Source organism: Deltaproteobacteria bacterium (assembly GCA_016177765.1).
Taxonomy (GTDB): domain Bacteria; phylum UBA10199; class UBA10199; order JACPAL01; family JACOUP01; genus JACOUP01.
On record JACOUP010000008.1, the window covers coordinates 239558 to 262758 of the forward strand.

Annotated in this window: 25 protein-coding genes and 1 tRNA gene; 8 read left to right on the forward strand and 18 right to left on the reverse strand. The window is 52.7% G+C overall.

Going from position 1 to position 23201, the window contains the following annotated elements; all coding sequences use genetic code 11:
- The first annotated feature begins 101 nt into the window (after positions 1 to 101).
- The gene (locus HYS22_03515) at positions 102 to 797 is read left to right on the forward strand and encodes a hypothetical protein (protein MBI1909216.1); all 696 of its coding nucleotides are present in this window, start codon (positions 102 to 104) and stop codon (positions 795 to 797) included.
- Positions 798 to 1627: 830 nt separating this feature from the next.
- Here the strand turns inward: HYS22_03515 and rdgB are convergent.
- From rdgB to HYS22_03560, 9 genes are all read right to left on the reverse strand, one after another.
- Complete coding sequence (rdgB, locus tag HYS22_03520; GenBank protein MBI1909217.1) at positions 1628 to 2254, reverse strand: RdgB/HAM1 family non-canonical purine NTP pyrophosphatase; 627 nt, start codon at positions 2252 to 2254, stop codon at positions 1628 to 1630.
- Positions 2251 to 3639: a replicative DNA helicase gene (gene dnaB, locus HYS22_03525; GenBank protein ID MBI1909218.1), complete on the reverse strand. Its 1389-nt coding sequence runs from the start codon at positions 3637 to 3639 to the stop codon at positions 2251 to 2253. Before dnaB ends, rdgB begins: the two co-directional genes overlap by 4 nt.
- Positions 3639 to 4079: a 50S ribosomal protein L9 gene (locus HYS22_03530; protein ID MBI1909219.1), complete on the reverse strand. Its 441-nt coding sequence runs from the start codon at positions 4077 to 4079 to the stop codon at positions 3639 to 3641. The genes dnaB and HYS22_03530 overlap by 1 nt, the downstream gene beginning before the upstream one ends.
- 3 nt (positions 4080 to 4082) lie before the next feature.
- Positions 4083 to 4997 (reverse strand): DUF2232 domain-containing protein, encoded by a 915-nt coding sequence (locus HYS22_03535; GenBank protein ID MBI1909220.1) that lies wholly within the window; start codon positions 4995 to 4997, stop codon positions 4083 to 4085.
- Between the two features lie 9 nt (positions 4998 to 5006).
- Positions 5007 to 5252 (reverse strand): 30S ribosomal protein S18, encoded by a 246-nt coding sequence (locus HYS22_03540; protein ID MBI1909221.1) that lies wholly within the window; start codon positions 5250 to 5252, stop codon positions 5007 to 5009.
- A 92-nt stretch (positions 5253 to 5344) separates the two neighbouring features.
- The gene (rpsF, locus tag HYS22_03545) at positions 5345 to 5770 is read right to left on the reverse strand and encodes a 30S ribosomal protein S6 (protein MBI1909222.1); all 426 of its coding nucleotides are present in this window, start codon (positions 5768 to 5770) and stop codon (positions 5345 to 5347) included.
- Positions 5763 to 6317 (reverse strand): aminoacyl-tRNA hydrolase, encoded by a 555-nt coding sequence (locus HYS22_03550; GenBank protein MBI1909223.1) that lies wholly within the window; start codon positions 6315 to 6317, stop codon positions 5763 to 5765. The genes rpsF and HYS22_03550 overlap by 8 nt, the downstream gene beginning before the upstream one ends.
- Positions 6317 to 7105, reverse strand: a complete 789-nt coding sequence (locus HYS22_03555) for a 50S ribosomal protein L25 (GenBank protein MBI1909224.1) — start codon at positions 7103 to 7105, stop codon at positions 6317 to 6319. The genes HYS22_03550 and HYS22_03555 overlap by 1 nt, the downstream gene beginning before the upstream one ends.
- Positions 7106 to 7133: 28 nt before the next feature.
- Positions 7134 to 8084, reverse strand: a complete 951-nt coding sequence (locus HYS22_03560) for a ribose-phosphate pyrophosphokinase (protein ID MBI1909225.1) — start codon at positions 8082 to 8084, stop codon at positions 7134 to 7136.
- A 25-nt stretch (positions 8085 to 8109) separates the two neighbouring features.
- On the opposite strand from HYS22_03560, the gene HYS22_03565 reads away from it, so the two are divergent.
- Positions 8110 to 8180: transfer RNA gene (locus HYS22_03565), tRNA-Gln, on the forward strand.
- A 3-nt stretch (positions 8181 to 8183) separates the two neighbouring features.
- Here HYS22_03565 and HYS22_03570 read toward each other — a convergent pair.
- Positions 8184 to 9053 carry a 4-(cytidine 5'-diphospho)-2-C-methyl-D-erythritol kinase gene (locus HYS22_03570; protein ID MBI1909226.1) on the reverse strand — a complete coding sequence of 290 codons (870 nt, stop codon included), beginning with the start codon at positions 9051 to 9053 and terminating at the stop codon, positions 8184 to 8186.
- A gap of 110 nt (positions 9054 to 9163) precedes the next feature.
- Positions 9164 to 9397, reverse strand: coding sequence for a Smr/MutS family protein (locus HYS22_03575; protein ID MBI1909227.1), 234 nt, complete (start codon positions 9395 to 9397; stop codon positions 9164 to 9166).
- 57 nt (positions 9398 to 9454) lie between these two features.
- Between HYS22_03575 and HYS22_03580 the strand changes: the two genes are divergently transcribed.
- Positions 9455 to 10393, forward strand: coding sequence for an alpha/beta hydrolase (locus HYS22_03580; protein MBI1909228.1), 939 nt, complete (start codon positions 9455 to 9457; stop codon positions 10391 to 10393).
- Between the two features lie 138 nt (positions 10394 to 10531).
- Here HYS22_03580 and HYS22_03585 read toward each other — a convergent pair whose 3' ends face one another.
- Both HYS22_03585 and HYS22_03590 read right to left on the reverse strand, forming a co-directional pair.
- A complete protein-coding gene (locus HYS22_03585; GenBank protein ID MBI1909229.1) occupies positions 10532 to 11965 on the reverse strand; it encodes a DegQ family serine endoprotease in 1434 nt (477 codons plus the stop codon).
- Positions 11966 to 12015: 50 nt separating this feature from the next.
- On the reverse strand, positions 12016 to 12291 hold the full coding sequence (locus HYS22_03590; GenBank protein MBI1909230.1) for a DUF1844 domain-containing protein: 276 nt from the start codon (positions 12289 to 12291) through the stop codon (positions 12016 to 12018).
- Between the two features lie 119 nt (positions 12292 to 12410).
- On the opposite strand from HYS22_03590, the gene HYS22_03595 reads away from it, so the two are divergent.
- The 4 genes from HYS22_03595 to HYS22_03610 are packed head-to-tail and all read left to right on the forward strand — an operon-like array spanning position 12411 to position 17120.
- Entirely contained in the window at positions 12411 to 13166 is a 756-nt protein-coding gene (locus HYS22_03595) for a sigma-70 family RNA polymerase sigma factor (GenBank protein ID MBI1909231.1), read from the forward strand.
- Positions 13167 to 13176: 10 nt separating this feature from the next.
- Positions 13177 to 13938: an outer membrane protein assembly factor BamD gene (bamD, locus tag HYS22_03600; GenBank protein ID MBI1909232.1), complete on the forward strand. Its 762-nt coding sequence runs from the start codon at positions 13177 to 13179 to the stop codon at positions 13936 to 13938.
- A 12-nt stretch (positions 13939 to 13950) separates the two neighbouring features.
- On the forward strand, positions 13951 to 14709 hold the full coding sequence (locus HYS22_03605) for a tetratricopeptide repeat protein (GenBank protein MBI1909233.1): 759 nt from the start codon (positions 13951 to 13953) through the stop codon (positions 14707 to 14709).
- Positions 14706 to 17120 carry a DUF4382 domain-containing protein gene (locus HYS22_03610; GenBank protein MBI1909234.1) on the forward strand — a complete coding sequence of 805 codons (2415 nt, stop codon included), beginning with the start codon at positions 14706 to 14708 and terminating at the stop codon, positions 17118 to 17120. Before HYS22_03605 ends, HYS22_03610 begins: the two co-directional genes overlap by 4 nt.
- 21 nt (positions 17121 to 17141) lie before the next feature.
- Here the strand turns inward: HYS22_03610 and HYS22_03615 are convergent, their stop codons facing one another.
- Positions 17142 to 17399 carry a translation elongation factor-like protein gene (locus HYS22_03615; GenBank protein MBI1909235.1) on the reverse strand — a complete coding sequence of 86 codons (258 nt, stop codon included), beginning with the start codon at positions 17397 to 17399 and terminating at the stop codon, positions 17142 to 17144.
- Positions 17400 to 17425: 26 nt separating this feature from the next.
- Positions 17426 to 20083 (reverse strand): alanine--tRNA ligase, encoded by a 2658-nt coding sequence (alaS, locus tag HYS22_03620; protein ID MBI1909236.1) that lies wholly within the window; start codon positions 20081 to 20083, stop codon positions 17426 to 17428.
- A 103-nt stretch (positions 20084 to 20186) separates the two neighbouring features.
- Between alaS and HYS22_03625 the strand changes: the two genes are divergently transcribed.
- Positions 20187 to 20813: a hypothetical protein gene (locus HYS22_03625; GenBank protein ID MBI1909237.1), complete on the forward strand. Its 627-nt coding sequence runs from the start codon at positions 20187 to 20189 to the stop codon at positions 20811 to 20813.
- Here the strand turns inward: HYS22_03625 and HYS22_03630 are convergent.
- From HYS22_03630 to recA, 3 genes are all read right to left on the reverse strand, one after another.
- Positions 20803 to 21528 carry a nucleotidyl transferase AbiEii/AbiGii toxin family protein gene (locus tag HYS22_03630; protein ID MBI1909238.1) on the reverse strand — a complete coding sequence of 242 codons (726 nt, stop codon included), beginning with the start codon at positions 21526 to 21528 and terminating at the stop codon, positions 20803 to 20805. The two genes, HYS22_03625 and HYS22_03630, sit on opposite strands and share 11 nt — an antisense overlap.
- On the reverse strand, positions 21497 to 21928 hold the full coding sequence (locus HYS22_03635; GenBank protein ID MBI1909239.1) for a hypothetical protein: 432 nt from the start codon (positions 21926 to 21928) through the stop codon (positions 21497 to 21499). Before HYS22_03635 ends, HYS22_03630 begins: the two co-directional genes overlap by 32 nt.
- A 110-nt stretch (positions 21929 to 22038) precedes the next feature.
- Positions 22039 to 23145, reverse strand: a complete 1107-nt coding sequence (gene recA, locus HYS22_03640; GenBank protein MBI1909240.1) for a recombinase RecA — start codon at positions 23143 to 23145, stop codon at positions 22039 to 22041.
- Positions 23146 to 23201 lie beyond the last annotated feature (56 nt).

Sequence of the window (23201 nt, forward strand, 5' to 3'; positions counted from 1 at the left end):
TATTGTACACGCTTTCATCCTTCCTGGGAAATAAAATTTCAGCGGATTTTTTATAAAGATTACACAACTTTATCTCTTCTCCTGCCGATAAGGGTTACAAGATGGCACGGCTCCTTGGTGATATCGATATTGACAGGCTCCCCTTTCAGAAAATCCATTTGAGGGGAGACTCCATCGAACTGGAGGAATCCCTCTGCCCTTGTAACCAAGGGGAAAATCCTCCTTTTCTAAGGATCGTTGACACCAATTTTGCGGATGATCCGAAGAGGCTGACCTTCGATAGAGCGGAACTCGTCATCGACTCACACGGTATCCAGGCGGTCCCTGTGACGATCGACCTCGCCTCCTACAACGCCAAATATACCTTGTCCGAGATGGATAAACTGATCCGTTTTGCCGGTGCCTATTTCTCCTCTCCGGAGAAACAGAAAGATTGCCGGGCTATCTCCGATGGGAAAAAGCCCCCCAGATTTTGCGCGGTGACCGATTTTTTTGATCCGAAGACAGGGGGATACTACGATTTTGAAAAAGAAGGGACAGAACCCTCTACAAACAGGAAACCATCGACCATCCCCCTTGTCGTCAGTTACACCGATAACGGAAAAAAGGGGGAGCGGGATGCCGAGGACCTCATCAGGATCAACGTTGGCACAATAACAGATCAAACAATGATCTTCATCCACGGCGACTCTCCATACGCCGCGCTTTTTCAGAATCCGTTTGCTTCGCCGCCTCCGCCCTCCCCCTCGCCTGCCTCGCCTGCGGCGACGCAAGGCGGGCCCACTCCTCTTCCTTAAACGCCCCCTTCCCCCCAAAAAAAATCCCCCTCTCCTTTTAGGGAGAGGGGGATAAAATTATCGTTTAGGATGGAAAGTTTGGTTCCTCTAGAGTTTTGAAGCCCGACCGGTAGGCCGTATGCCTTTCGGCACCGCATTCCCTCTTGTTGTTGGCTTCCTTTCAGCTAGCCAGCCGTAGACTGGTTAACCGAAAGTACCTCAGCTTCAGGGATTTTTGCCACCCAGTCGTCGCCGGTAACTTTTGGCCGGTAGGATTACCGCGGCCTTTGGTTACCTGTCCTCCCCTGGAATTTCCTTGGCCCATAAGGGCTTCGGTCCCACCCCTGAGATCCTGCTTCCAAGATCTTCCTCTTTTCTCCTTTGTTCCCCAGACCACAAGGGCCTGAAGATTCAGGGAGTTTAGAGTTTCCCTCGGGGCGTTCCCTATTTCCTCCATTTGCACGGAGGAAACTCCTTTCTGACCTTATTGTCGCTTTCAACTCCCCCTTTCAGATGCCCCGCCCCCCCTGGCTCCGGATTCCCCTGCCTGCGGGTGACCTCACGGTCCCCTGGCCTCGGCAGGTTCAAGAGACTCGAGACACCTTCCTGACGGAGGAAGAGTTACAGTTCGACGACCTTCCCCTAAACGATAATTTTTCAAAGAGCAAACTTGATGGTTCGCTTTGACCACACCCCGTTCGGACAAACAACCGATTTTTTTGCCTGTGGATGGAGAACAATTCAACACCCTGAAACTACTATAAAAAACATTCAAAAAAATGTTATCCACAGCTCTGTGAACAATGCTGAGACGTTCGATAAGGCAGTATTACTCATTATAAAACAGCGCGTTATAAGAAATAGGGGATGATTTTCTTGAGCTCTTCCAAGGCCCTCCCGCGATGACTCAGCCGATTCTTTTCTTCAAGGCTGATTTGGGCCATTGTCTTCTGTAAGATTGGCAAGAAAAAAATTGGGTCGTAGCCAAATCCGCCGTCCCCTTTCGGTTCTTCCGCAATGACCCCTTCACAGGTAGCCCTTATCAGACGCTCCTTTCCCGTTGGTAGCACAAGAGCCAAGACACAAACATAAATCGCCCCCCTTTTTTCGACAGGAATCCTCTTCATGGCGTCAAGGAGTTTTTTGTTATTGTCGTCAGCAGTAGCGGCCGGCCCGGCCCGCCTCGCCAAAGACGACGAGTCGAGGCGGGCGTAGCGCGCAGAAAGCACTCCCGGTTCTCCTCCCAACGTCGGAACAACAAGCCCACTATCATCCCCCAAGGCCAGAGACCCTGTCACCTGGCAGGCAACCCTCGCCTTTTTGAGTGCGTTCCCCTCAAAGGTCTGGGAATCTTCAACGATCTCTCCAACCTCCTGGAATTCCGTCAGTGAATGAATTTTTATTGGGCAAGAAGCCAGGGCCTTGCGGATCTCTTCCAGTTTTCCCTTATTTCTTGTGGCAATAACTAATGGCGTCACGATTCAAAATCAGGGGGAGGCATCGCCGCTTCAAACTCCCGGGCCAGATTCTCAAAGCGGGTGATGGAAGAAAGAAAGGCCAGCTTCACAAACCCGGTCGGGCCGTTCCTCTGTTTCCCAATAATCACCTCAGCGACCCCTTTATTGAGACTCTCCCGGTCATAAACCTCTTCCCGGTAGATGAAGGCAATGACATCGGCATCCTGCTCAATCGCCCCGGACTCGCGGAGGTCGGCCAGGACCGGAATCGGCGGTTTGCGATTCTCAACCATCCGGTTTAACTGGGAAAGGGCCACCACAGGAACGGAGAGTTCCTTGGCCAGTTCCTTCAAGGAACGGGAGATCTCCGAGATTTCTCTTTCACGACTCTCGGACCCGGCATACCCCCTCATCAACTGGAGATAATCGACAATCACCAGCCCCAAACCATGCTCCCTCTGGAGCCTCCTTGCCTTGGCCCGCATATCCAGGACCGTAAGAGCCGGAGAGTCGTCAATAAAGATGGGGGCCTCCGAGAGGATCCCGGCGGCCCGGGTCAGTTTGGGCCAGTCACTTTCGGACAAAAAACCGGAACGGAGTTTGGAAGAATCAACCCTCGCCTCGGTACAGAGCATCCTCTGCACCAGCTGTTCCTTGGACATTTCCAGTGAAAAAACGGCGCAAGGGACTTTGGCCACCGTCGAGGCATGAACCACCATGTTCAGCGCCAAGGCCGTCTTTCCCATTGAGGGACGACCGGCAATGACAATCAAATCTGAGGCCTGAAGTCCGGCCGTCAGACGGTCAATTTCAACAAAACCGGTCGGGACCCCGGTGATCAGTTCTTTTCGTTCGTAGAGTCTTTCGATCGCCTTGAAGCTGTCTTTGACGATATCCTTCACCGCATGAAACGGCTGTTTGATTTTCTTCTGGGCAATTTCAAAGATGCTCTTCTCGGCATAATCCAGAAACCAGTCGGCGTCCCCTCCCCCCTGATACCCTTGGGTGATAATATCAGTCGCGCTCTGGATCAACCTCCTGAGGATCGACTTTTCCCGGACAATTTTGGCATAGTGACTGATATTGGCGGCCGTCGGGATCCTGTCGACCAGCGAAGAAAGGGTGGCGACACCGCCAATGGCCTCAAGGTCTCCCTGCCGGATCAACTCTTCTTTGAGGGTAATGAGGTCGGCCGGTTCGTTCCTTTCAAAAAGGGAAAGGATCGCGCGATAGATTTTTTTATGGGACTCCCTGTAGAAATCGTCGGGGACAATGATTTCCAAAACACGGTTGATCGACTGGTTTTCCAGGAGCACCGCCCCCAGGACTGACTGCTCCGCATCGAGGTCCTGAGGCGGGACCCGCGTCGAGAGGATTTCCAGTTTGGCGGCCCTTTCCGCAGTCATCACTTCACCACTTTCACCTTCACCATGGCGGTGACTTCGGCATGAAGCCTCACACCCACCGTATAAGACCCCAACTGCTTGATCGGCTCTTCCAGATGGATCAATTTTTTATCAACGGCCAGTCCTTCCTTGGCCAGACCCTGAGCGATATCCATGGCCGTCACTGAGCCAAATAATTTATCTTCTTCGCCAGCCTGTTTGGTAATCGTGCAGACGAGCGTCGCCAATTTTTTCGCAAAATTGTTCGCCTCTTCGATCTCTTTTGCCCGTTTGGCCTCTCTCTTCTTTTTTTCCTGTTCCCAGAGTTTCTTATTCTGCTCATCGGCGATCAACGCCTTCTTCTGGGGGAGGAGGTAGTTTCTCCCGTACCCCTCCTTGACCCTGATAATATCACCGGCCTTGCCAAGATTCGGCATATCTTCCTTCAAGATCACTTCCATAAATTACCCCTTTCTGACCTTCCTAAAATCAAACCAGATGTCAAATAGCCCCAGGCCAATCACCATAAAACCGACGGTTTGCACAAACAGAAAAATCACCAAATAGACCGCCATCCGAAAAAGAGAGGAGGGACGCCGCCCCAGAAACGAGGCGACCACCGCCATCCCCTGCATAAAATAGAGCATCCCATAGAGGACGAGGCCGTTAATCACTCCATCGGTCAACCAGCCGATCCGTATAGAATAGGCGTTGGCAAAATACAAGATCCCTATGAAAATAAGTCCCCAAACGGCCTTGTCATTGACCTTCCAGGAGGTCAGATCATGGCCTGAAAGCCTAAAAAACCGGCGGGCCATCACCAGATTCACCCAGATAACCGTCGCCAGACTCACCAAGAAGAGAGAGGGGGTGGTCCGGATCAAACGGTCCACAAAGACCTCCTTGTACTGTGTCATGAAAAGCAGCTCCTCACCCGAAAGGGACGACTTCTTCTGGTTTAAGGAAAGGACCTGCTCCACCAGGGAGAGGAGGGAGGCACGAAACTCCGGGATCGGGTTCCCGGACCAATACCAGAAAACGGCAAGAAGGAGGAGACTCCAGAGAAAAACAGCCCCGAGAACCAGAAGAAACCCCTTGCCAATTTCCAGATTTTTAAAAAGGACCTCGGCCAAAAGGATGCCGATCAGGAAAAACAGGCTATAATAGGCCACCGGCAGGAGCGTGTGATAGAAGAAAAAGAGGAGGAGGCCGGAGATGAGAAAGGAGGCGAGGACCCACCCCCGGTTGTAAGAAAGGTCTTTTTTCTGCCAGAAATAAAAGAAGGGAAGCGGCGTGAAGATGACAAAAAGGCCGCTGCCATAAAGCGCCAAACCGCCCAGGACTATCAACGCCAGCCTTCGCCAGAAGTGAAAATTCACAAAAATCTTCTACCGCTGGGCGGCCATGAATGGAATCAGCGCCAAGATCCGCGCCCTTTTGACGGCCTCGGTGACCCGCTTTTGATGAAAAGCACAGTTGCCGGTCATCCGGCGAGGCACGATCTTGCCCCGTTCAGAGAGGAACGGCCCCAAAAGTCTCGGCTCTTTGTAATCCAAAATAATCTGGGCGTCCGAACAGAAACGGCAGGCCTTCTTCCGGCCTGTCCCCATCATCTTCTTTTTACTCGGATCCATCTCCTTGGCCGAACCGGCCTTGGAGGAGCCCCCCTTGGAAAAACCCCCTTTGGAGAACCCCCCCTTCGAGGAAGAACTCTTGTAGGTCGGCCTCATCGAGCCCTCCCTTCTTCCGCGGTCTCAACCCTGGAGGACGGACCCGCTGGGGGGGTGACACTCCCCTCGGAACCGAAAGCCGGTTCCTGAAACTTTTTCGCCTCGAATTCTTTTTTTCGCTTTTCCACATCTACCTCATCCGACACCTTGACCGTCAGGAACCGAATCACCTCTTCGGTGTACCGGAAGATCTTCTCCAGCTCGGTGATAATGGCCCCTTCCCCGAGAAAGCTCAAAAGATAGTAATTCCCTCTCGTCTCCTTCTCAATCCGGTAGGCCAGCATTTTCTTCCCCAGATAACGGAGACCCAAGAGAATCCCTTTGTTCCGTCCCACCAGTTCCTTGATCTTCTCCCCGATCTTTTCCGCCGCCGGGCCTTCCAGATTCCCTTTCAGGATATAGACAATCTCATACTCACGCATCGTTGCTCTCCTTTATAAACTTCTCAATTAATTTGACTGACTCCTTCTTTAAATCGTTTAATCGAACCTTTTCCTCCTTTGAAAACCGGCTAAGGACATAACCGACAACATCACCATTTGGTCTTCCCACCCCGAACCGCAACCGGTGAAAGGCAGAACTCCCCAACGCCTCGATAACCGACTGGACCCCGCGATGCCCTGCCGAGCCCGAATCGTAGCCCCACTTCAAAGAACCAAAAGGGAGGTCAATATCATCATGAACCACCAACATTGTCTCCGGCAACCAACGGTAATAATCCAGAACCTGCCGGACCACCCCTCCCGAGAGATTCATGAAGGTTTGGGGAAGGGTGAGAAGGAGTTCCTGCCCGCCGACGGCTCCCTTTCCGCAAAGAACCTTTCCCCCCTCAAACTTTTTTTCCTTAAGTGAGATCCCGGCATCACCCGCGATCTCTTCAATAATCTCAAACCCAATATTATGCCTCGTCCCTTCGTAATCGGGTCCGGGATTCCCCAGCCCGACGATCACCTTGAGACGACCCACCATTACTTCTTCTCAGGTTTAGCCGCTGCCGGAGCCGGGCCCTTGGGGGCAGCACCACCCTTGGGTGAACCACCCTTCGGGGCTTCGCCTGGTTTGGGTGATTCACCCTTGGGGGAAGCACCCTCAGCAGGAGCTGCTGCTCCCTCGGCCGGGACAGCACCTTCGGCCGGGGTTGGGGCTACTTCTTCCGCGGCCGGGGCCACAATGGCAACGATGGTAAAGTTGGTCTCCCGGATCGCCTCAACCCCTTCGGGGAGTTGGATCTGATCGATATGGATGGAATCCCCGATATCCAGCGGGGTGATATCCACTTCAATATGGTTCGGGATATTTGTCGGCAGACATTTCACTTCCAGTTCTCTCTTCGCCTGTTCGATCAACCCTCCCTTCACCACCCCTTGTGATTTTCCGGTCAGGTGGACAGGGATCATGACGGTAATTTTTTCCTTGAGGTCCACCTTGAGAAGATCAACATGGGTCAGTTGGCGGCTGATGATATCAGCCTGATAATCCTTCAACATGACAACCAGCACCCCCTTCTTGGCAACCTTGGGTGAATCACCCCTGGGGGGAGCATCCTTATCTCCTTCTACATTCAAGGTGATCAAGGCGTTCATCCCGGCCGAGGTGGAAAGGATCTTGTCCAGTTCTTCCCCCTTGAGCGACAGTGACCTCGGGTTTATCCCCTTGCCATAAAGAACCGCTGGCACCAGCCCCTTGACCCGGAGCCTCCGGGCCTCGGACTTGCCGACCTTTTCCCTCTCAAACGCCTGCAGGTGCAACTGTTCCATAAAACAACCTCTCCTTTTTTATCCTCAATTATACAAACAATCCGGAAACTGAATCGCCGGTATGAATCCTCCGGATCGCCTCTCCCAAATAACTGCCGATCGAAAGCACGGTAATCTTTTTGGTCAACTTTGTCTTTTCCCCGAGCGGGATGGTGTCGGCCACAACCACCTTTTCAAGGACCGACTGATTAATCCGGTCAACCGCCGGACCGGAAAGGACCGGGTGCGTGCAGACCGCGAACACCTTCTTGGCCCCCTTTTTCTTCACCGCCTCCGCCGCCTGTGTTAACGTGCCGGCGGTATCCACAATATCATCAATAATAATCGCATTCCGTCCCTCGACATCCCCGATCAGGTTCATCACTTCAGATTTGTTGGCGGATGTCCGGCGTTTGTCGATCACTGCCAGCTCCGCATTGAGCCGTTTGGCGTACGCCCGGGCCCGCTCCGTTCCTCCGGCATCCGGTGAAACCAGGACAAGATTTTCAGTCATCTTCTCCTTGGCCAGATAGTCCAGAAAGATCGGCGTCGCATAGAGATGATCAAACGGGATATTGAAGAAACCCTGGATTTGACCCGCATGAAGATCGATCGATAAGACCCGATCGGTCCCAGCCGCCGTCAGCAGGTCAGCTACCAATTTTGACGTAATCGGCGTTCGGGGTTGCACCTTCCGGTCCTGACGGGCGTAACCATAGTAAGGCATAACCGCTGTGATCCGGTCGGCCGAGGCCCTCTTCAGGGCGTCGATGACGATCAGGAGTTCCATCAGGTGTTCATTCGCCGGGTACGAGGTGGATTGAACGATAAAGACATCCATCCCCCGGACGTTTTCATCGATCTCCACAAAGACCTCACCGTCCGAGAAACGGTGGATCACCATATTCCCTAACGGAACGCCAATCTGACCGGCAATCTTTTTGGCCAGTTCGGGATTCGAGGTGCCGGAGAAGATTTTTAATTGTTGATAGGGTGCCATAAATATTTTACACTTTCGTTCGTTTTCGGGGATCGTCTAATGGTAGGACACCGCCCTTTGAAGGCGAGAATCGTGGTTCGAGTCCACGTCCCCGAGTAGTCAGAACGCCACTTCTACGGGGAAAACCTTCCAGGCGGGAGGTCTCTTCTCTTCGAAGAGTCTCAACGCACGGTCCCTACCTTCTTCATCCCTGAAGACCGCAAACACGGTCGGCCCGCTACCACTCATCAAGCTCGCGGCCGCCCCCCTTTTTGATAATTCCTTTTTGATCTCCCCCACGACCGGGTAACGATCGAGAACCACTTTCTCCAGGTCGTTTTCCAGAAACGGGAGCAGATCTTCCAAAGAGCCGAAGGGTGAATCACCCAAATGCGGCGGCAAGCTAGCAACCTTGCCGGTTCCTGTCAACGGGGAACTATACGCCTCAAACACCTCCCTCGTGGAAACCGGAAATCCCGGATTCACTAGAATAAGCGACAGTTTGGGCAAGTTTTTTAAGGGGGTTAGCCTCTCCCCCACCCCTTCGGCGATCTGGGGCCCCTCCTTCATAAAAAACGGGATGTCGGCCCCCAACTTTTTGGTCTCCTCGATCCAGGAGGAGTCTTCCAGTGAAACATCATAAAGTTGGGCCAACCCCTTAATCACTGTGGCGGCATTACTACTCCCTCCGCCAAGCCCGGCGGCAACCGGGATATTTTTCCTCAAAATAATCTTTATCCCCCCGGGGCACCCTGTCTTTTGAAAAAAGAGTTCTGCCGCCCGGTAGGCCAGATTGGTCCGATCTGCCGGCAGTTCTTGGGATTCAGAAATCAGTTCAACCCCTGCGGAGGTTTTCTCTAGCTGGATCTCGTCCGCCAGACTAACCCGCGTCATGATCATCGAAAGATCATGGTACCGATCTGGCCGCTGGCCCAAGACCTTGAGCCGGAGATTAATTTTGGCGGGGGAGGAAAGTTTTAGTATTTCCATGAGTTGGTCCGTCTCCATAAAGCGTTCAATAAAGTCAACTGTTTTTCATAAAGTTTTCATAAAGTCTTTCGTAAAGTAAATCCCTGGCAAGAGGACTTTCGAGCCACTTTCTATCTTGCCTCCAAAAAAACTGTGGTCATTCCCGGATTAAAGGGGGTGCGCTCAAAACTTTTGACATACGGGTAGCTCCGCAACCACTGCGGCAATTTTTCGGCAATCACCCCAAAACCGTGAATGATCCGCCCACTCGCCTCCCCATGATACTGGAGCTGATCCACAAACCGCATCACCTCGGCCTCCGCCTCCTCCAACCGCAGGCCATGGAGGTCAATTTCGGTTTTCATGACCCAAGGATTTATCACCCTTGCCTTCTTTGGCAAGAGTTATAAGATTCGTGGCGCATGGCAACCACCCAGCGATTTGTAACGGAAAGAAGCCGGGGGCGACTCTCTTCTCAGGTCTCTGTCACGGAAGGAAAGACTTTTTCCTTCGATAAAACCCCGATCGTTTACCGCTCTGTCGGTGAAGGAAACCCGATCATTTGTTGCAACGGGCTTGGGGTCTCCACTTTTTTTTGGGTCTATCTGGAACGATTTTTCAAGGGGTCCTATCAAATCGTGACTTGGGACTATCGCGGGCATGGCCATTCTGGGCTGAATAAAAATATCAAAAATTACTCCGTCGACGCCCTGGTCAAAGACTTGAAGGCGGTGGTTGACCGTTTAAAAATCAAAAAGGCGATCTTCACCGGGCACAGCCTGGGGGTTCAGGTGATTCTGGAATTCTACCGCCGTTATCCCGAAAGGGTTCGGGCCCTGATCCCTTGCCTTGGGACCTACGGCCACCCGATGGATACCTTTTATAACATGCGCCTCTCGCGGTACATCTTTCAGGCCTGTTACTGGCTGGGAATCCATTTCCCGCGAGAAGCAAACCTGATCAGCCGGTTCTTTCTGAACAACCCTGCCTCGTTTTTTCTCGGAGGCATCTTGAAAGTAATGCACACCGGGATGATCAGCCATGAAGATTGCGACCGGTATGTGAACCATGTGCTCGCGATGGACCCGCTCTTTTTCTCCACCCTCTGGAAGAGCTATCACGAACATTCCACCGAAGATGTCTTGAAGAAGATCCGGGTCCCGACCTTGATCATCGCCGGTGAGGATGACCAGTTCACCCCGGTCTGGATCTCCAAAAAAATGAGCCGGCTGATCCCCCGCTCCGAATTGTTGATTGTCAAAAAAGGAACCCACGCCGCCCTCGTGGAGCAACCGGAATTGTTAAATTTGAGAATCGAAAAATTTCTCAACGAACGACTCCGGTTGCGATCACGATCGTAAGTGAGGATCAGGCTCTGCCTGTCCGAACGAACCAGTGGGGGCACGGGGGCGTTGGTAAAACCAAACCCCCGCTTCAAAAGAGCAGCCAGAGTTGCTTAATTTGAGAATTGAAAAGTTTTTGAAAGAAAGAGTCTAGTCTCATCTCGTAAACGCAAAAAAGATCGTCGCCTCCTCCCGTTTCACAAAGAGACGAATCACCCCCTTGGCAGGAACCGCTTTCTTGAAATCAGCCGTGCTGTTGATCTTGACGCCATCGACCTCAAGGATGATGTCCCCCCTCCGGATCCCGGCATTCGCCGCCACCCCTGAGGGGTCCACATTCACGACAAAAACCCCCTTTTTGCCCTGAGCCAGTCCTAATTCTACCGCCTCTTCCGGCATGATCTCCCGAACGGTGACCCCCAGCCCTTCTGATTCGCTCTCAGTCTGGGCATTCTTCTCCCCCTGCTCCATCTCAGCCAAGGTCACTTTAGCTTCACGTTCTTTCCCGTCCCTCAGGTATTTCACCGCCACTGTCTTGCCGACAGGAGTCCGGGCCACCAGGGCCGGCAGTTCATGCGATTCATTGATCTCATGCCCATCAAAACTCCGGATGATATCACCGGACTGCAGTCCGGCCTTTTCTGCCGGGCTCTTGGCAAAAACATTGGCGACCAACGCCCCTTTTTGATCCGGCAGACTAAACGACTTGGCGAGCTCCGGCGTGATATCCTGCATCCCAACCCCCAACCAGGCTCGCGTCACCTTCCCCTTGGTGATGAGCTGTGGGACAAGATCCTTCGCCATGTTGATCGGGATCGCAAAACCGATCCCTTGGCCCGAGGCGACAATTGCGGTATTGACCCCCACCACCTCACCGTCGGCGTTGAAAAGCGGTCCTCCCGAATTACCCGGATTGATCGAGGCATCGGTCTGGATAAAATCGTCATAAGGCCCCGCCCCGATTACACGCCCCTTGGCGGAAACGATCCCGGCGGTCACCGTCAGTTCAAGGCCGAACGGATTCCCCACCGCCACCACCCATTCCCCGACTTCCAGACGATCGGATTCTCCCAGCACCACGGAGGGAAGATCCTTCCCGTCAATCTTGATCACCGCCACATCGGTCTTCGGGTCGTTCCCCACAACCTTGGCCTTCAGTTTTCTCTTGTCGGCCAAGGTGACCTGAATCTCATCCGCCCCCTCGATCACATGGTTGTTGGTGAGGATATGCCCATCCTTGTTAATGATAAAACCGGTGCCGAGGCTTTTTTGGGTCTTTTCGGCCGGTCCCTGAAAAAACCGGTCAAAGAAATCCTCAAAGGGATCGTTGGGGCCAAAATGGCGGAAATTGTCCGGTCGGCGCTGGCGTTTGAAGGTCTTGCTGGTGCTGATGTTCACCACCGCCGGTTTCACCTTCTTGACCAGGTCCACAAAGGAGGGAAGACCACCGATGTTAAAACCAACCGATTGGATCGGCGCCGCAACTCCTTCTGGGGAAATCTGTCGGGGAGGGCTCCCCTCCTGGAAGTACTCTACCGCCCGAAGGCGGCTGACCCAATCCATCCGGACGGCGATAAAAAGACCGGTCATCACCGCTAGCAGGGCGATAAAGAACACCCTTTTGGCAGAAAATAGCCCCCTCATCCAGAAACCCCCTTTTTGGTTCGCTCCACGTACTGCAAACGCAGGTTGTGCAAAACAGCTTCCATCAACTGGTTTTCTTCTTCGCTCAAATTCCCCTTGGTCTTTTCCTGAAGAAGCGCGATCAGATCGATCGTCTGGCGGGCCATCGGGAGGTTCGGCGCCTCTTTCTGGGTCGTCGGATCCGGAACCATCCCGAGCTGGATCTGGGCCGAGGCGGCCAAGGAAAAGACAAAGGTGGAAAAATCAATCGCCTGCTGTTGTTCGTCCCCCATACCCCCCCCTGGGTGAACCACCCTTGGGTGAGGCACCCTTGGGTGAACCACCCCTTGACAAAAAAGATGAGGGGTCCTTATACTTGAGGGAGGTTTAGCGAGTCAAGAGGGAGAGTTCTATGAATCGTAATCTGCCGGTACCGCAAAGTTCGCTCTCGACCTACCTGGTTGAAATCAGCCGGTTTCCTCTCCTTTCCAAGGAGGAGGAGTTCGAATTGGCGAGCCGTTATCAAAAAACCGGGGATGTCGAAGCGGCCCATAAACTGGTGACTTCCAACCTCCGGTTCGTCGTCAAGATCGCCTATGAGTACGCCTCTTATGGGATCCGGATGGGGGATCTGATCCAGGAAGGGAACATCGGGCTCATGAAGGCGGTCAAGAAGTTCGACCCGGCCAAGGGGTATCGTCTGATCTCCTATGCCGTCTGGTGGATCCGCGCCACCATCCGGAATTTCATCCTGCAGACCTGGAGCCTTGTCAAGATCGGGACAACGCAGGCCCAAAGGAAACTTTTTTACAAAATGGACAAGGCAAAAAAGGCATTCTTGCGGGATTTCTCACTAGACACCCCACTCAGCGATGACAGCCAGACCACCTACCTGGACCAGGTCCCTTCCGCCGACAACCAGGAAGAGTCTCTGGCCCGAGCTGAGGAAAGAACTGTTCTTCAAGATAAGGTCCAGCAGGCCGTCGCCCAATTGAACGACCGTGAACGATTCATCGTGGAAAAACGGCTGATGAATGATGACCCTCTCACCCTTCAGGAGATCGGCAACTTCTACCAGATCTCCCGCGAACGGGCCCGCCAGCTGGAAGAAAAAGTTAAAGGGAAGCTGAAGAAAATATTGATTGAATCATCCCCGCAGATTGCCTAGACTCCCCGGCGTGTCTTCTCAAAGGTTTTTCCGCATTTCTCTTTTACTGTCGTTCCTGGCCCTCACCGGCCTGATCTCCTGTTCCAAGAGACCACTCCTCGCCGGGAAAACCGACCCTGTTTCTGCCAAGATGGAATGTGACGGGCTCTCCCTCAAAAACGACTACGAAGAAGCGATCAAGTGTTACGAGCTCTTAAAAAGCCGGTTTCCGGGGACACCGGAGGCGGTTGAATCGGAGATTCATATCGGCGACAACTATTTCCGCCAGAAGGAATACCTCGTCGCCGCGGAATCGTATGCCGGCTTCATCAAGATTCACCCGACCCACCCGCGGCTCGATTACGTCTATTACCGGACCGGTCTCTCGTACCTGAAGGCCTCGCCAAAGGCGATTGACCGGAACCAGGAATACCTGGATGATTCGGTCGCCTACCTGGAGGCGGTCTTGGGGCAATTCCCGGGGAGCGACTACACCAATGTTGCCCGGGAGAAGTGGGAGGCGGCGCGGCGGCGTCTGGCAAAAAGACACCTTTATATCGGCCGGTTTTACTACAAGACTGGCGAGTATCTTGCCTCCCTCAACCGTTTTGAGGAGGTGATCAAACGGTACGGGGACCTGGGATTGGATGAAAGGGCCTATTACTGGTTGGGCCGTTCTTACCTCAAACTCTCCCGGAAGGAGAAGGCGTTGGAGGCCCTGGAGGGGCTTGAAAAGAAGTACCCGGCGGGCCGTTTTAGAAAAAAGCTTGCCGGCAAGCTGGGACTCAGTTAGAAAAGGACCGCAATGGACACCTCTGTCAAAGAACTCTTCGATGCCGGCAAACAGTACTATGAAACCAAAAACTACCCTCGTGCCGAGCAATACTTTCTAAAAATCCTTCGTCAGGGGCACAAGTTTGCCGATGTCCTGAATATGCTCGGTATTATCTATCATACAGATGGCAAGTTCTCCAGCGCCATTGACTGTTTTGAACAGGCCCTGCTGGTTAATCCCAATTACACAGAGGCCACCCTCAATCTCGCCGTCCTTTATAATGATCTTGGAAACTATAAAAAGGCCAAGGCCCTCTATGGCCGGATCACCAAACGGGCCAAAACGTCCGCCCCCATCGACCCGGTGATCAAGGGAAAACTCTCCAATATGCATGCCCACATTGGGGACACCTACCGTGGCATCGGGTTTTATAAAGAGGCGATCGACGAATACAAAAAGGCCCTGGGCTTGAACCACACATTTATCGACATCAAGACAAAACTGGGAGTGGCCTATCGGGAAAACGGGAATTTGAAGGAATCGCTCGCCGAACTGGCAGAGGCGGTTAAGAGTACACCGCATTCGGTCTTGGCGCGGAACCAGTTGGGAGTCACTTTCTATTCCCTCAAAAAATCCAAAGAGGCCCTGCAAGAATGGCAGCAGGTCTTAAAACGGGACCCCGGCAACCCGACCGCCAAGATGTACCTCAAACTCTGCGAGGGTGGTTCACCCAAGGGTGGTTCACCCCACCCGAACGGTGCAAAGCCGAAAAAGGGGTCGCACCGATGAAGTCCAAAGTTCTTATTGTCCTGCTTGGCTTCATCCTGACCGGTTGCGGCGGTTGTCCCGCCGACACCACCGATGACTCTTCTGACAATCCGGGGGAAGGATCTGAATCGGAGTCTCTCCTCAACAATCAATGGGATCAAACGCGGGGACAGATGTCGGTTTCCCTCCACGACAAACCGTCAGCGGGGGGGAATATCGAAAAAGTGGAGATCCCTGTCTCCTTTGTAGAAATCAGTCCCGCTAATGACCAGTGGCAGACCATCAGCAAGGGATCGCAGATCTTTGACCTCCTCACCTTAAAAGATGGTGTTGAGGCGGTCTTGGCCCAATCGTCCCTCGCCGTCGGAACCTATGAACAGATCCGCCTGCACCTGGCCGACAACCCAAGGGTGTTGGTCGATGGTACGTGGCAACCGCTCCGGATCCCGAGCGGTTTTCAGACAGGCCTTAAACTAAACGGCCCGTTTGAAATCCGGGCGGGGCAGATTACCAAGCTGATTCTGGATATGGATCCGGACAAAAATATCCACTACGTCCCGGGACAAAACCAATGGTACCTGCAACCCTCTCTGGAGATGGAGGCAATTTACATTGGGATTGAAACCCCGGAGGGGGAATTTCAACCGACAGCGGTGATTGAACCGGTGACCGCCACCGGCGGAGGAACGATCGAGCTGGGGGATGGGGCGTCGCTTGTCATCCCTGCCGGGGCTCTCCAGTCAGATACCCAAATAAGCCTGGAGAAGGCAGTTGGCGGGTATCCCGCTTACGTCCTTAAACCTGATGGATTAACATTCACCCAACCTGTAACCCTCATCCTTCCCTATGAAGAATTGCCAATACCGGAAGGGAAAGGATCTCAAGATATTATCCTCTTTCTCGATGAAGAAGAAGTCCCGATAACCATTGATACGATTCATCAAACAGTGACAACAAAAATTACACACTTCACAGTACCTCACCTCAGTGTCAAAGGAAACGTTTACCTCACTATTGATGACGGTCCTTTACCAAACAGTTTCTCGGGTGAGATTGAAGAATTTCTGGATGATGCGATCTTTGGAATCAACCGTGAACCCGAGAGGCCACGTGATGAAAGGATCCTTTCTGACTTACTCGAAAAACTTGACGAAAAAGATGTGACAGCTACTTTTTTCCAAGTCGGCCGTCTCATTGAATTTTCTCCCGATCTGGTAACACAACTCCTTTTGGATGGGCATAAAATAGGGAACCATAGCTACTATCATGATATTGCCAACTTTGCCGGTCAGTCTGACTCAGAGATTCGTACTGAATTAACAAAGACCAATAATCTTATCCAGAATGCCGCCGTTTCCGCCATTCGCCATTTAGTCAACAACAACCAGTGGGAAGCCGCCTCTGCAGAAATCCGCCGCTATCTTATCAAGTTGTACGTTCATGGAGGACCTTCTCTTTTCCGAGCGCCAGGGGGACGCGTTGCCTCTCCCTGTTCGGGGGGGGTAAAATGGTGCTCTCTGAGAAACTTTTTCGAACGTGGTGAGGGTGAATTTTCCGATCCGGGTTGGCTCGATACAAATGTAGAACTAGCCGCCTTCAGCCTTAATATGGCAATTTTTCATTGGGACGTTGATTCAACGGACTGGAATTTCGACAAGCAGAAGAAGACAGGAACTGAATTGCTAAATTATTTCAAGACTCTGGAAATCAAGACGGATAATGTTATTCTACTCCACGAGCGACGAACAACTGTTGAAGCCATTACAGAGATTATTGATTATCTCAAACAGAACGGTTACTCTCCCGCAATCTTTGACCCTTCCGATCCCTCTTTAGGGCTCCCAAACAATATAAGCCTCAGCACGGCCCAAGCCATTCTTGATCGTCAGGAGCCTCTTCCTGAAGGAATTCTTATCATCGATGATCTCTCGGAAGGTTTCGATCTCCATTCCGATACTCCGGAACATGAAGGTTACTGGCTCTCAGCAAAGATCGGTTACCCCGCGGCTAACCCCCACATGTTCTACACTTGGAACAATGGGCCTGATGCGAGCGGGAATACCACCACCGCCGTCGTCCAAAACTGGGCCGACTGGACGCCCAACGTTTCTGAGAATGGTTTTTACAAGGTGGAGGCGTTTATCCCCAAAAACCATGCCTACACAAAGAAAGCGCTCTATCAAATCTTCCACAGGGACAACCCTGATGACGGCCTGAGGGAGACGACCGAGGCCTGTCGTATCGATCAATCCCTCTATTTTGACCAATGGATCGATCTTGGCAGTTACGCCTTCAATGGGGGAACAGGCGAATTCATCAAGCTCGATGATCTGACGGATGAAACGGACACGACCAAGCAAATCGGCTTTGATGCGGTCCGTTTCACAAAAACCTCCGAGATAGAAAAGAGAAAAGGGGCCAACTGCCTTTAGGATTAAAGAGCCCTCTGTCTTTTACGGGACTACCTTAAAAACCTTGTCGTGCTCGTGGGCCTTCTGCGAGACCTTGATCCCGATATCGTCCCCCTTTTTGGCCTCCGGAACGCTCTTGTGTTCGATCTGAATGGAGGCTACCGGCTCCTGAAAATCAGAGGTGTGCCCCTTAAAGTGCAGGGTATCCCCCACCTTGATCTTGCCATTCGTCACCTTGATCGCCGCAACCCCAACATTGCCGAACCAGTGTTCGACGAAACCGACCTCTTCTTCTGGCATAAGATCCCTCCTTGTTTAACCCTCTTCTATAAAATGGTTTTTACCTTCTGAAAAACCTGATCCAAATGGGATGAATCAGTTCCTCCCGCCTGAGCCATGTCGGGGCGGCCGCCACCGGAGCCACCGATCAGCGGGGCGAGCTCTTTCACAATCTTGCCGGCATCGTATTTTGAGGTCAGGTCTTTAGAAACGCGGACAATGAGAGAGGTTTTGGGTGAATCACCCTTCCCCTCACCACTCCCGACAAGAAGTGCGATCCCTGAACCAAGTTTCCCAATCGCCTTGTCGGAAAGATCCCTCAACAGTTTTCCGTCACTCGTCTCGGTTTGAACGGTCAATAATTTGACCCCCTTAATTTCTTCCACTCTCTCGTTTGAAGATTGCTGGCTACTCAACGCCTGAACCTTCTGTTTTTGGATCTCCTTTTCCAGATTTTTTACCTGCTCTATCAGTCTTTCAATCCGGGAGGCGACCTCAGCCGGACTGCTTTTGAGCAACTGGCCGGCCTGGTGCAGATTCAGCTCCAACTGCCGCAGATACGCAAGCGCCTCCCCTCCAACCACCGCCTCAATCCGGCGCGTCCCGGCAGAAACGGAGGATTCAGACAAAATTTTAAGAAGACCGATCTGGCCGGTCGCCCGAACATGGGTCCCCCCGCAAAGCTCCATCGAGAAATCCCCCATCCGGCAGGTGCGAACGATATCCCCATACTTGTCCCCAAAGAAGGCAAGCGCCCCTTTTTCAATCGCCTTCTTGTAGGCCAAGAGTTCGTGGGTAACCGCAAGATCGGCCCGGATTTTTTCATTCACGAGGTTTTCAATCTCTTGCAGTTTTTTTCGGTCGACCGCCTCAAAATGACTGAAATCAAAACGGAGCCGGTTGGGGGTAACGAGCGACCCTCCCTGCCGGACATGCTTGCCCAAAATCAGACGGAGCGCCGCATGCAACAGGTGGGTGGCAGAGTGGTGAGCCATGGTTGCCTCGCGAAGCGGGGCATCGACTGCAAGGTCGACCTCATCCCCTTCTTGAAGCGTCCCCTCAACCACCTCGGCCTTGTGAACAATGATCCCCTCAACCGGTTTACGGGTATCGACCACCTGTAACTGAACTTTTTTTGTGGTAATCAACCCCTTGTCCCCGACCTGCCCTCCCCCCTCCGGATAAAAAGGGGTTTCCTCTGTCACCACCTCCACCTCTTCCCCGGAGGCGACCTTCGAAAGGATCGTTTCTCCACAAACCAACGCCATGACCGGAGAATGGGACTGCAACCGGTCGTACCCCACAAAGCGGCTTCGCCGCTCTTTTTGAAGAAGCACCTGGTACACCGTTCCACTTCCCTTCTCTCCAGAACCTTTCCAGGCCTGCTTCCCCCGTTTTTTCTGTTTCGCCATCTCACTTTCAAAACCGTCCCGGTCGATCGAAAAACCTTTCTCTTCCGCAATCAGCTCCGTTAAGTCTCTCGGAAAACCGTAGGTGTCATAAAGTTTGAAAACGACCGAACCGGCCAGTTTCTTTTCACCACTCTTCTTGATTTTCGCCAATTCCTCCTCAATCATCGAAAGCCCACGGTCAAGTGTCTCCAAAAACCGCTCCTCCTCCCCTTCAATCACCTTTTCGATCGTCTCCCGATGCTCCCGGATCTCCGGATAGGCCTGGCCCATTTCACGAACAACCACCTCAGCCAGTTTGTAAAAGAATGGTTTCGTCTGCCCAAGAAGTTTGCCGTGACGAATGGCTCTTCTTAAGATCCGGCGCAAGACATACCCCCGCCCTTCGTTGGAGGGCTGGACCCCATCTGCAATTAAAAAAGTAGCGGACCGGATATGATCGCAGAGGACCTGGATGGAGATATCGGTTTCGGTATCACCCTTGGGTGAAGCACCCTTGCCGTATTTTTTGCCGGTCAGTCTTTCGCACTCCTTGATGAGTGGCGTGAAGAGGTCGCTTTCGTAGTTAGAGTGTTTTCCCTGGGCGACACAGGCGAGCCGCTCCAGCCCCATGCCGGTATCGATCGACGGCTTCGGCAGGGGGGTAAGTTTCCCTTTGTCATCCCGGTTGAATTGCATGAAGACGAGATTCCAGATCTCCATGTACCGGTCGCACTCACAGTTCACGGTGCAACTCTTCTTGCCGCACCCCTGTTTTTCTCCGTGATCGTAGTGGATCTCGGAACAGGGGCCGCACGGGCCACTCTCCCCCATCGCCCAGAAATTTTCCTTTTGCCCAAAACGCCGGATCCTTTCTTTGGGAACGCCGATTTCTTTATGCCAGATCTCTTCCGCCTCATCATCATCGGTATAAATGGTGATCATAAGTTTTTCCTTCGCAAGACCCATCTCTTTGGTCAAAAACTCCCACCCGAACCGGCAGGCCTCTTTCTTGAAATAATCACCGAAGGAAAAGTTGCCAAGCATCTCAAAGAAGGTGTGGTGCCGGGCGGTCCTCCCGACATTTTCCAGGTCATTATGCTTGCCGGAGACACGGAGACACTTTTGGGAAGAGACGGCCCTGGTATACGGCCGTTTTTCCTGCCCGATAAAGACGTTCTTGAACGGGACCATCCCGGCATTAACGAAATAAAGCGTCGGGTCCCCCAAGGGGATCAATGGCGCCGACGGCACACGGGTATGACTATTTTTTTCGAAGTACCGGAGGAACTTTTCCCGAATCTCGGAGGATTTCATTAGTTTATGGAAGATACGTTAAAAAGCAGGTCAAAAACAACCCTAAAAATCTCTCGGGAAAAATAACAAGCAACCTTTGTCCCCCAAATACGAAGAATCAAACATGAGATTGGTAGTCCCCCCGTTACTGACGTTTGAGGAGATCCTTAAAAGGGTCTGTGGCCCCGGCCTCGAGGCTGGCGGCGCCGCCGACGCCAACAACCCCCCCCTCCTCCAGGCAAGCCTAGAAACCTGGCTTGCCAGTGTTTCACCCCAGCCGATCAGTTCTGTCAGACCTTTTCCCACACATGACGCACAGAGCGCGACCGGATATCAGGTATTCCACAACGATGGCACCAGCTCCTACCAGACAACCAAAGGATATGAAAAATGGTTACGAGATGGACACTGCCCTCCCCCACCCCCTCCCGTTGCTGTTGAATCGGCTCCAAGTCCCAGGCCGGTCCTTGCCGATGCTGTCGGCGCTGATATCGAAAGAAGTCTTCTTTGGGAATCTGTGGTACCCACCTTTGCCTACCGCGAATCGTTTGGTCTTAGTGATCGCTTCGGCAATGTTGTTGAAAATGCAGTGAACCGGTTCACCGAAACCGCCATCGCGGTAAGAGACTCCGCCAACGATGCCGGTCGTGCCTGGCAGGCAAACCGGTACGCCCAAGCGGCGCAAATGGCAGGGCTGGTAGCGGTTGGAGCGGTGCTCCTCGTTACCATTGCCAATCCTGCTAAGATTTAGATGGTCGCTTTTTTTCTGGCTGAATCTTGTCAAGGATCTGATCCCGAAGGGAAAGGAAGAAATCTCTAAGCTCACTCAGAGTCACTTCCGTAATCATCCGCGGCAAAAGGGTAAGCGTTTTTACATCAGTAATAAGAGAGGCCCAAACAAAAGGTTCCAGGCCTGCATCTTTTTTCTGACCCAAAGAGAGGAGTTCAAAAATATCAAAGGGTGCTTCACCCAAGGGTGATTCACCCACGGGGTATTTTTTCAAAATCAGATAGAGATCGACGTAATCCTTGGCATCCAGCCGCCCCAAAAGACAGCCGACCTTGTTGACCGCAATATTTTTGATCGTATCCACCATATAATCCCCCACCAACTCCGGCGACCCGACTCGAAAACCGACGTCGGCAACGACATCCACCTTCAGTTCCCCTCCGAACAGGTAGCGCATGAAGGAGGGGCTGGTTTGGACCCGTTCCACGGAAACAGCCAACTTTTTGGCCGCCGCCTCCATCAACTGAGGGATCGGGGTTAGCTCCACGTCGTGACTGAAAAAATCGAGGTCTTCAGAATAACGATGATGGAGATAAAAGGCGGTCAAAGCCGTCCCGCCGGTGAGGTAAAAATATCTGCGGAACCATTCGTCGGCAAAGAGGACCGAAAGAAGCCTTTTTTGGAGAGGGGTCAGGATCTCAGGATTATTCATGACGGCCCCAACGTTTGAGGGCATAGTCCCAACGCTCCCTTATTTTGGAAGGAAGGCGGAGGGAAGGAAGGGCTCGGTTGATTTGATCCAGTGTCAGGTAATCAAAGACCTCGTCAAAGCGGGCCTGGGTCAAGATTCGTTCGACAAGCCACCGCTTTTTATCGGAAAGACCCGGCTGACCCAGTAGCTCCCGCACCTCCGTTTCGCCCAAATCATAGTCCCAAAGAAAAGAGGGTTTTTTCCGTTCCTGCCAACGAACCGGGTTTAACTGAACCGCCTCCCCCTGCTCTATGAATGAGAGGGTCGCCACACGGGCGAGTGAGGAAAAACTCTCAAACAACCTGTTTTTATTTAGATATTCATCCACATGCCTTCCCTCATCGGGTGAAAAACGGACGGTCCTTAACCTCTCTTTAGGAGCCATAGATATATGGTATTTGATTCGAATACGTAAATCAACAACTGATTACCACACCTGAGGCAAGTGGGTAGACCAGCTCGAATGGCCCCAAAGACGGAATTGGCGATAACCGATCAAACCCTCGCTTCGGCGGTCACCTTTTTCTTGATCTCTGATTTGGAATCGACTTTGATCTCTGGCTTTTCTTTGGACTCTTTGCCTTCACTCTTTCGGGCGATGCCGAATCTCTCCAGGACCTGCTTTTCGAGGGAGTTGGCGATATCCTTGTGTTCCCTCAGATAGGCGCAGGCGTTCTCCCGTCCCTGACCGATCCGTTCCTCCTTGTAGGAATACCAGGTCCCACTCTTTTCGATCAGGTTCTGTGACTCCGCAAGGTCCAAAAGCTCTCCTTCACGAGAGATCCCCTGACCATAAATAATATCAAACTCCACCTCTTTAAACGGCGGGGCGATCTTGTTTTTCACCACCTTCACGCGGGTCCGGTTACCGATCACCTGTTCCGCCTGTTTGATCGCACCGATCCGCCGGATATCCAGTCGAACGGAGGAATAAAATTTAAGGGCGTTCCCGCCGGTCGTTGTTTCCGGGTTGCCGTACATCACACCGATCTTCATCCGGATCTGGTTGATAAAAACCAGAAGGGTCTTCGATTTGGAAACAGAGCCGGTCAGCTTGCGCAACGCCTGGCTCATGAGGCGGGCCTGCGAACCCATCTGCATATCCCCCATCTCCCCTTCAATCTCCGATCGGGGAACCAAAGCCGCCACGGAATCGATCACAATCACATCCACCGCCGCACTCCGAACCAACATCTCACAGATCTCCAACGCCTGCTCCCCGGTATCCGGCTGGCTGATCAAAAGGTCATCCGTTTTGACCCCCAACTTTCGGGCATAGGTCACATCCAGGGCATGTTCCGCATCAATGAAGGCGCAAACGCCCCCCTTTTTTTGGGCGGAGGCAACCACATGGAGGGAAAGGGTCGTCTTGCCGGAGGATTCCGGACCAAAAATTTCAACGACACGGCCGCGGGGCAGACCACCAATCCCGAGCGCAACATCGAGGGCCAGTGAACCGGTAGAAACCGATTCCACTTCGGCACCCAGCGATTCATTCTTGCCAAGGCGCATGATGGAACCCTTGCCGTACTGTTTTTCAATCGTGCTGATCGCGGACTGAAGCGCCTTTTCTTTGTTGGGTGATTCGACTGGTGTTTGCATAGTTTCCCCTTTTCTGGTCCCCCTCACCCTCCCCCGTATATCGCGACCCTTGGGGT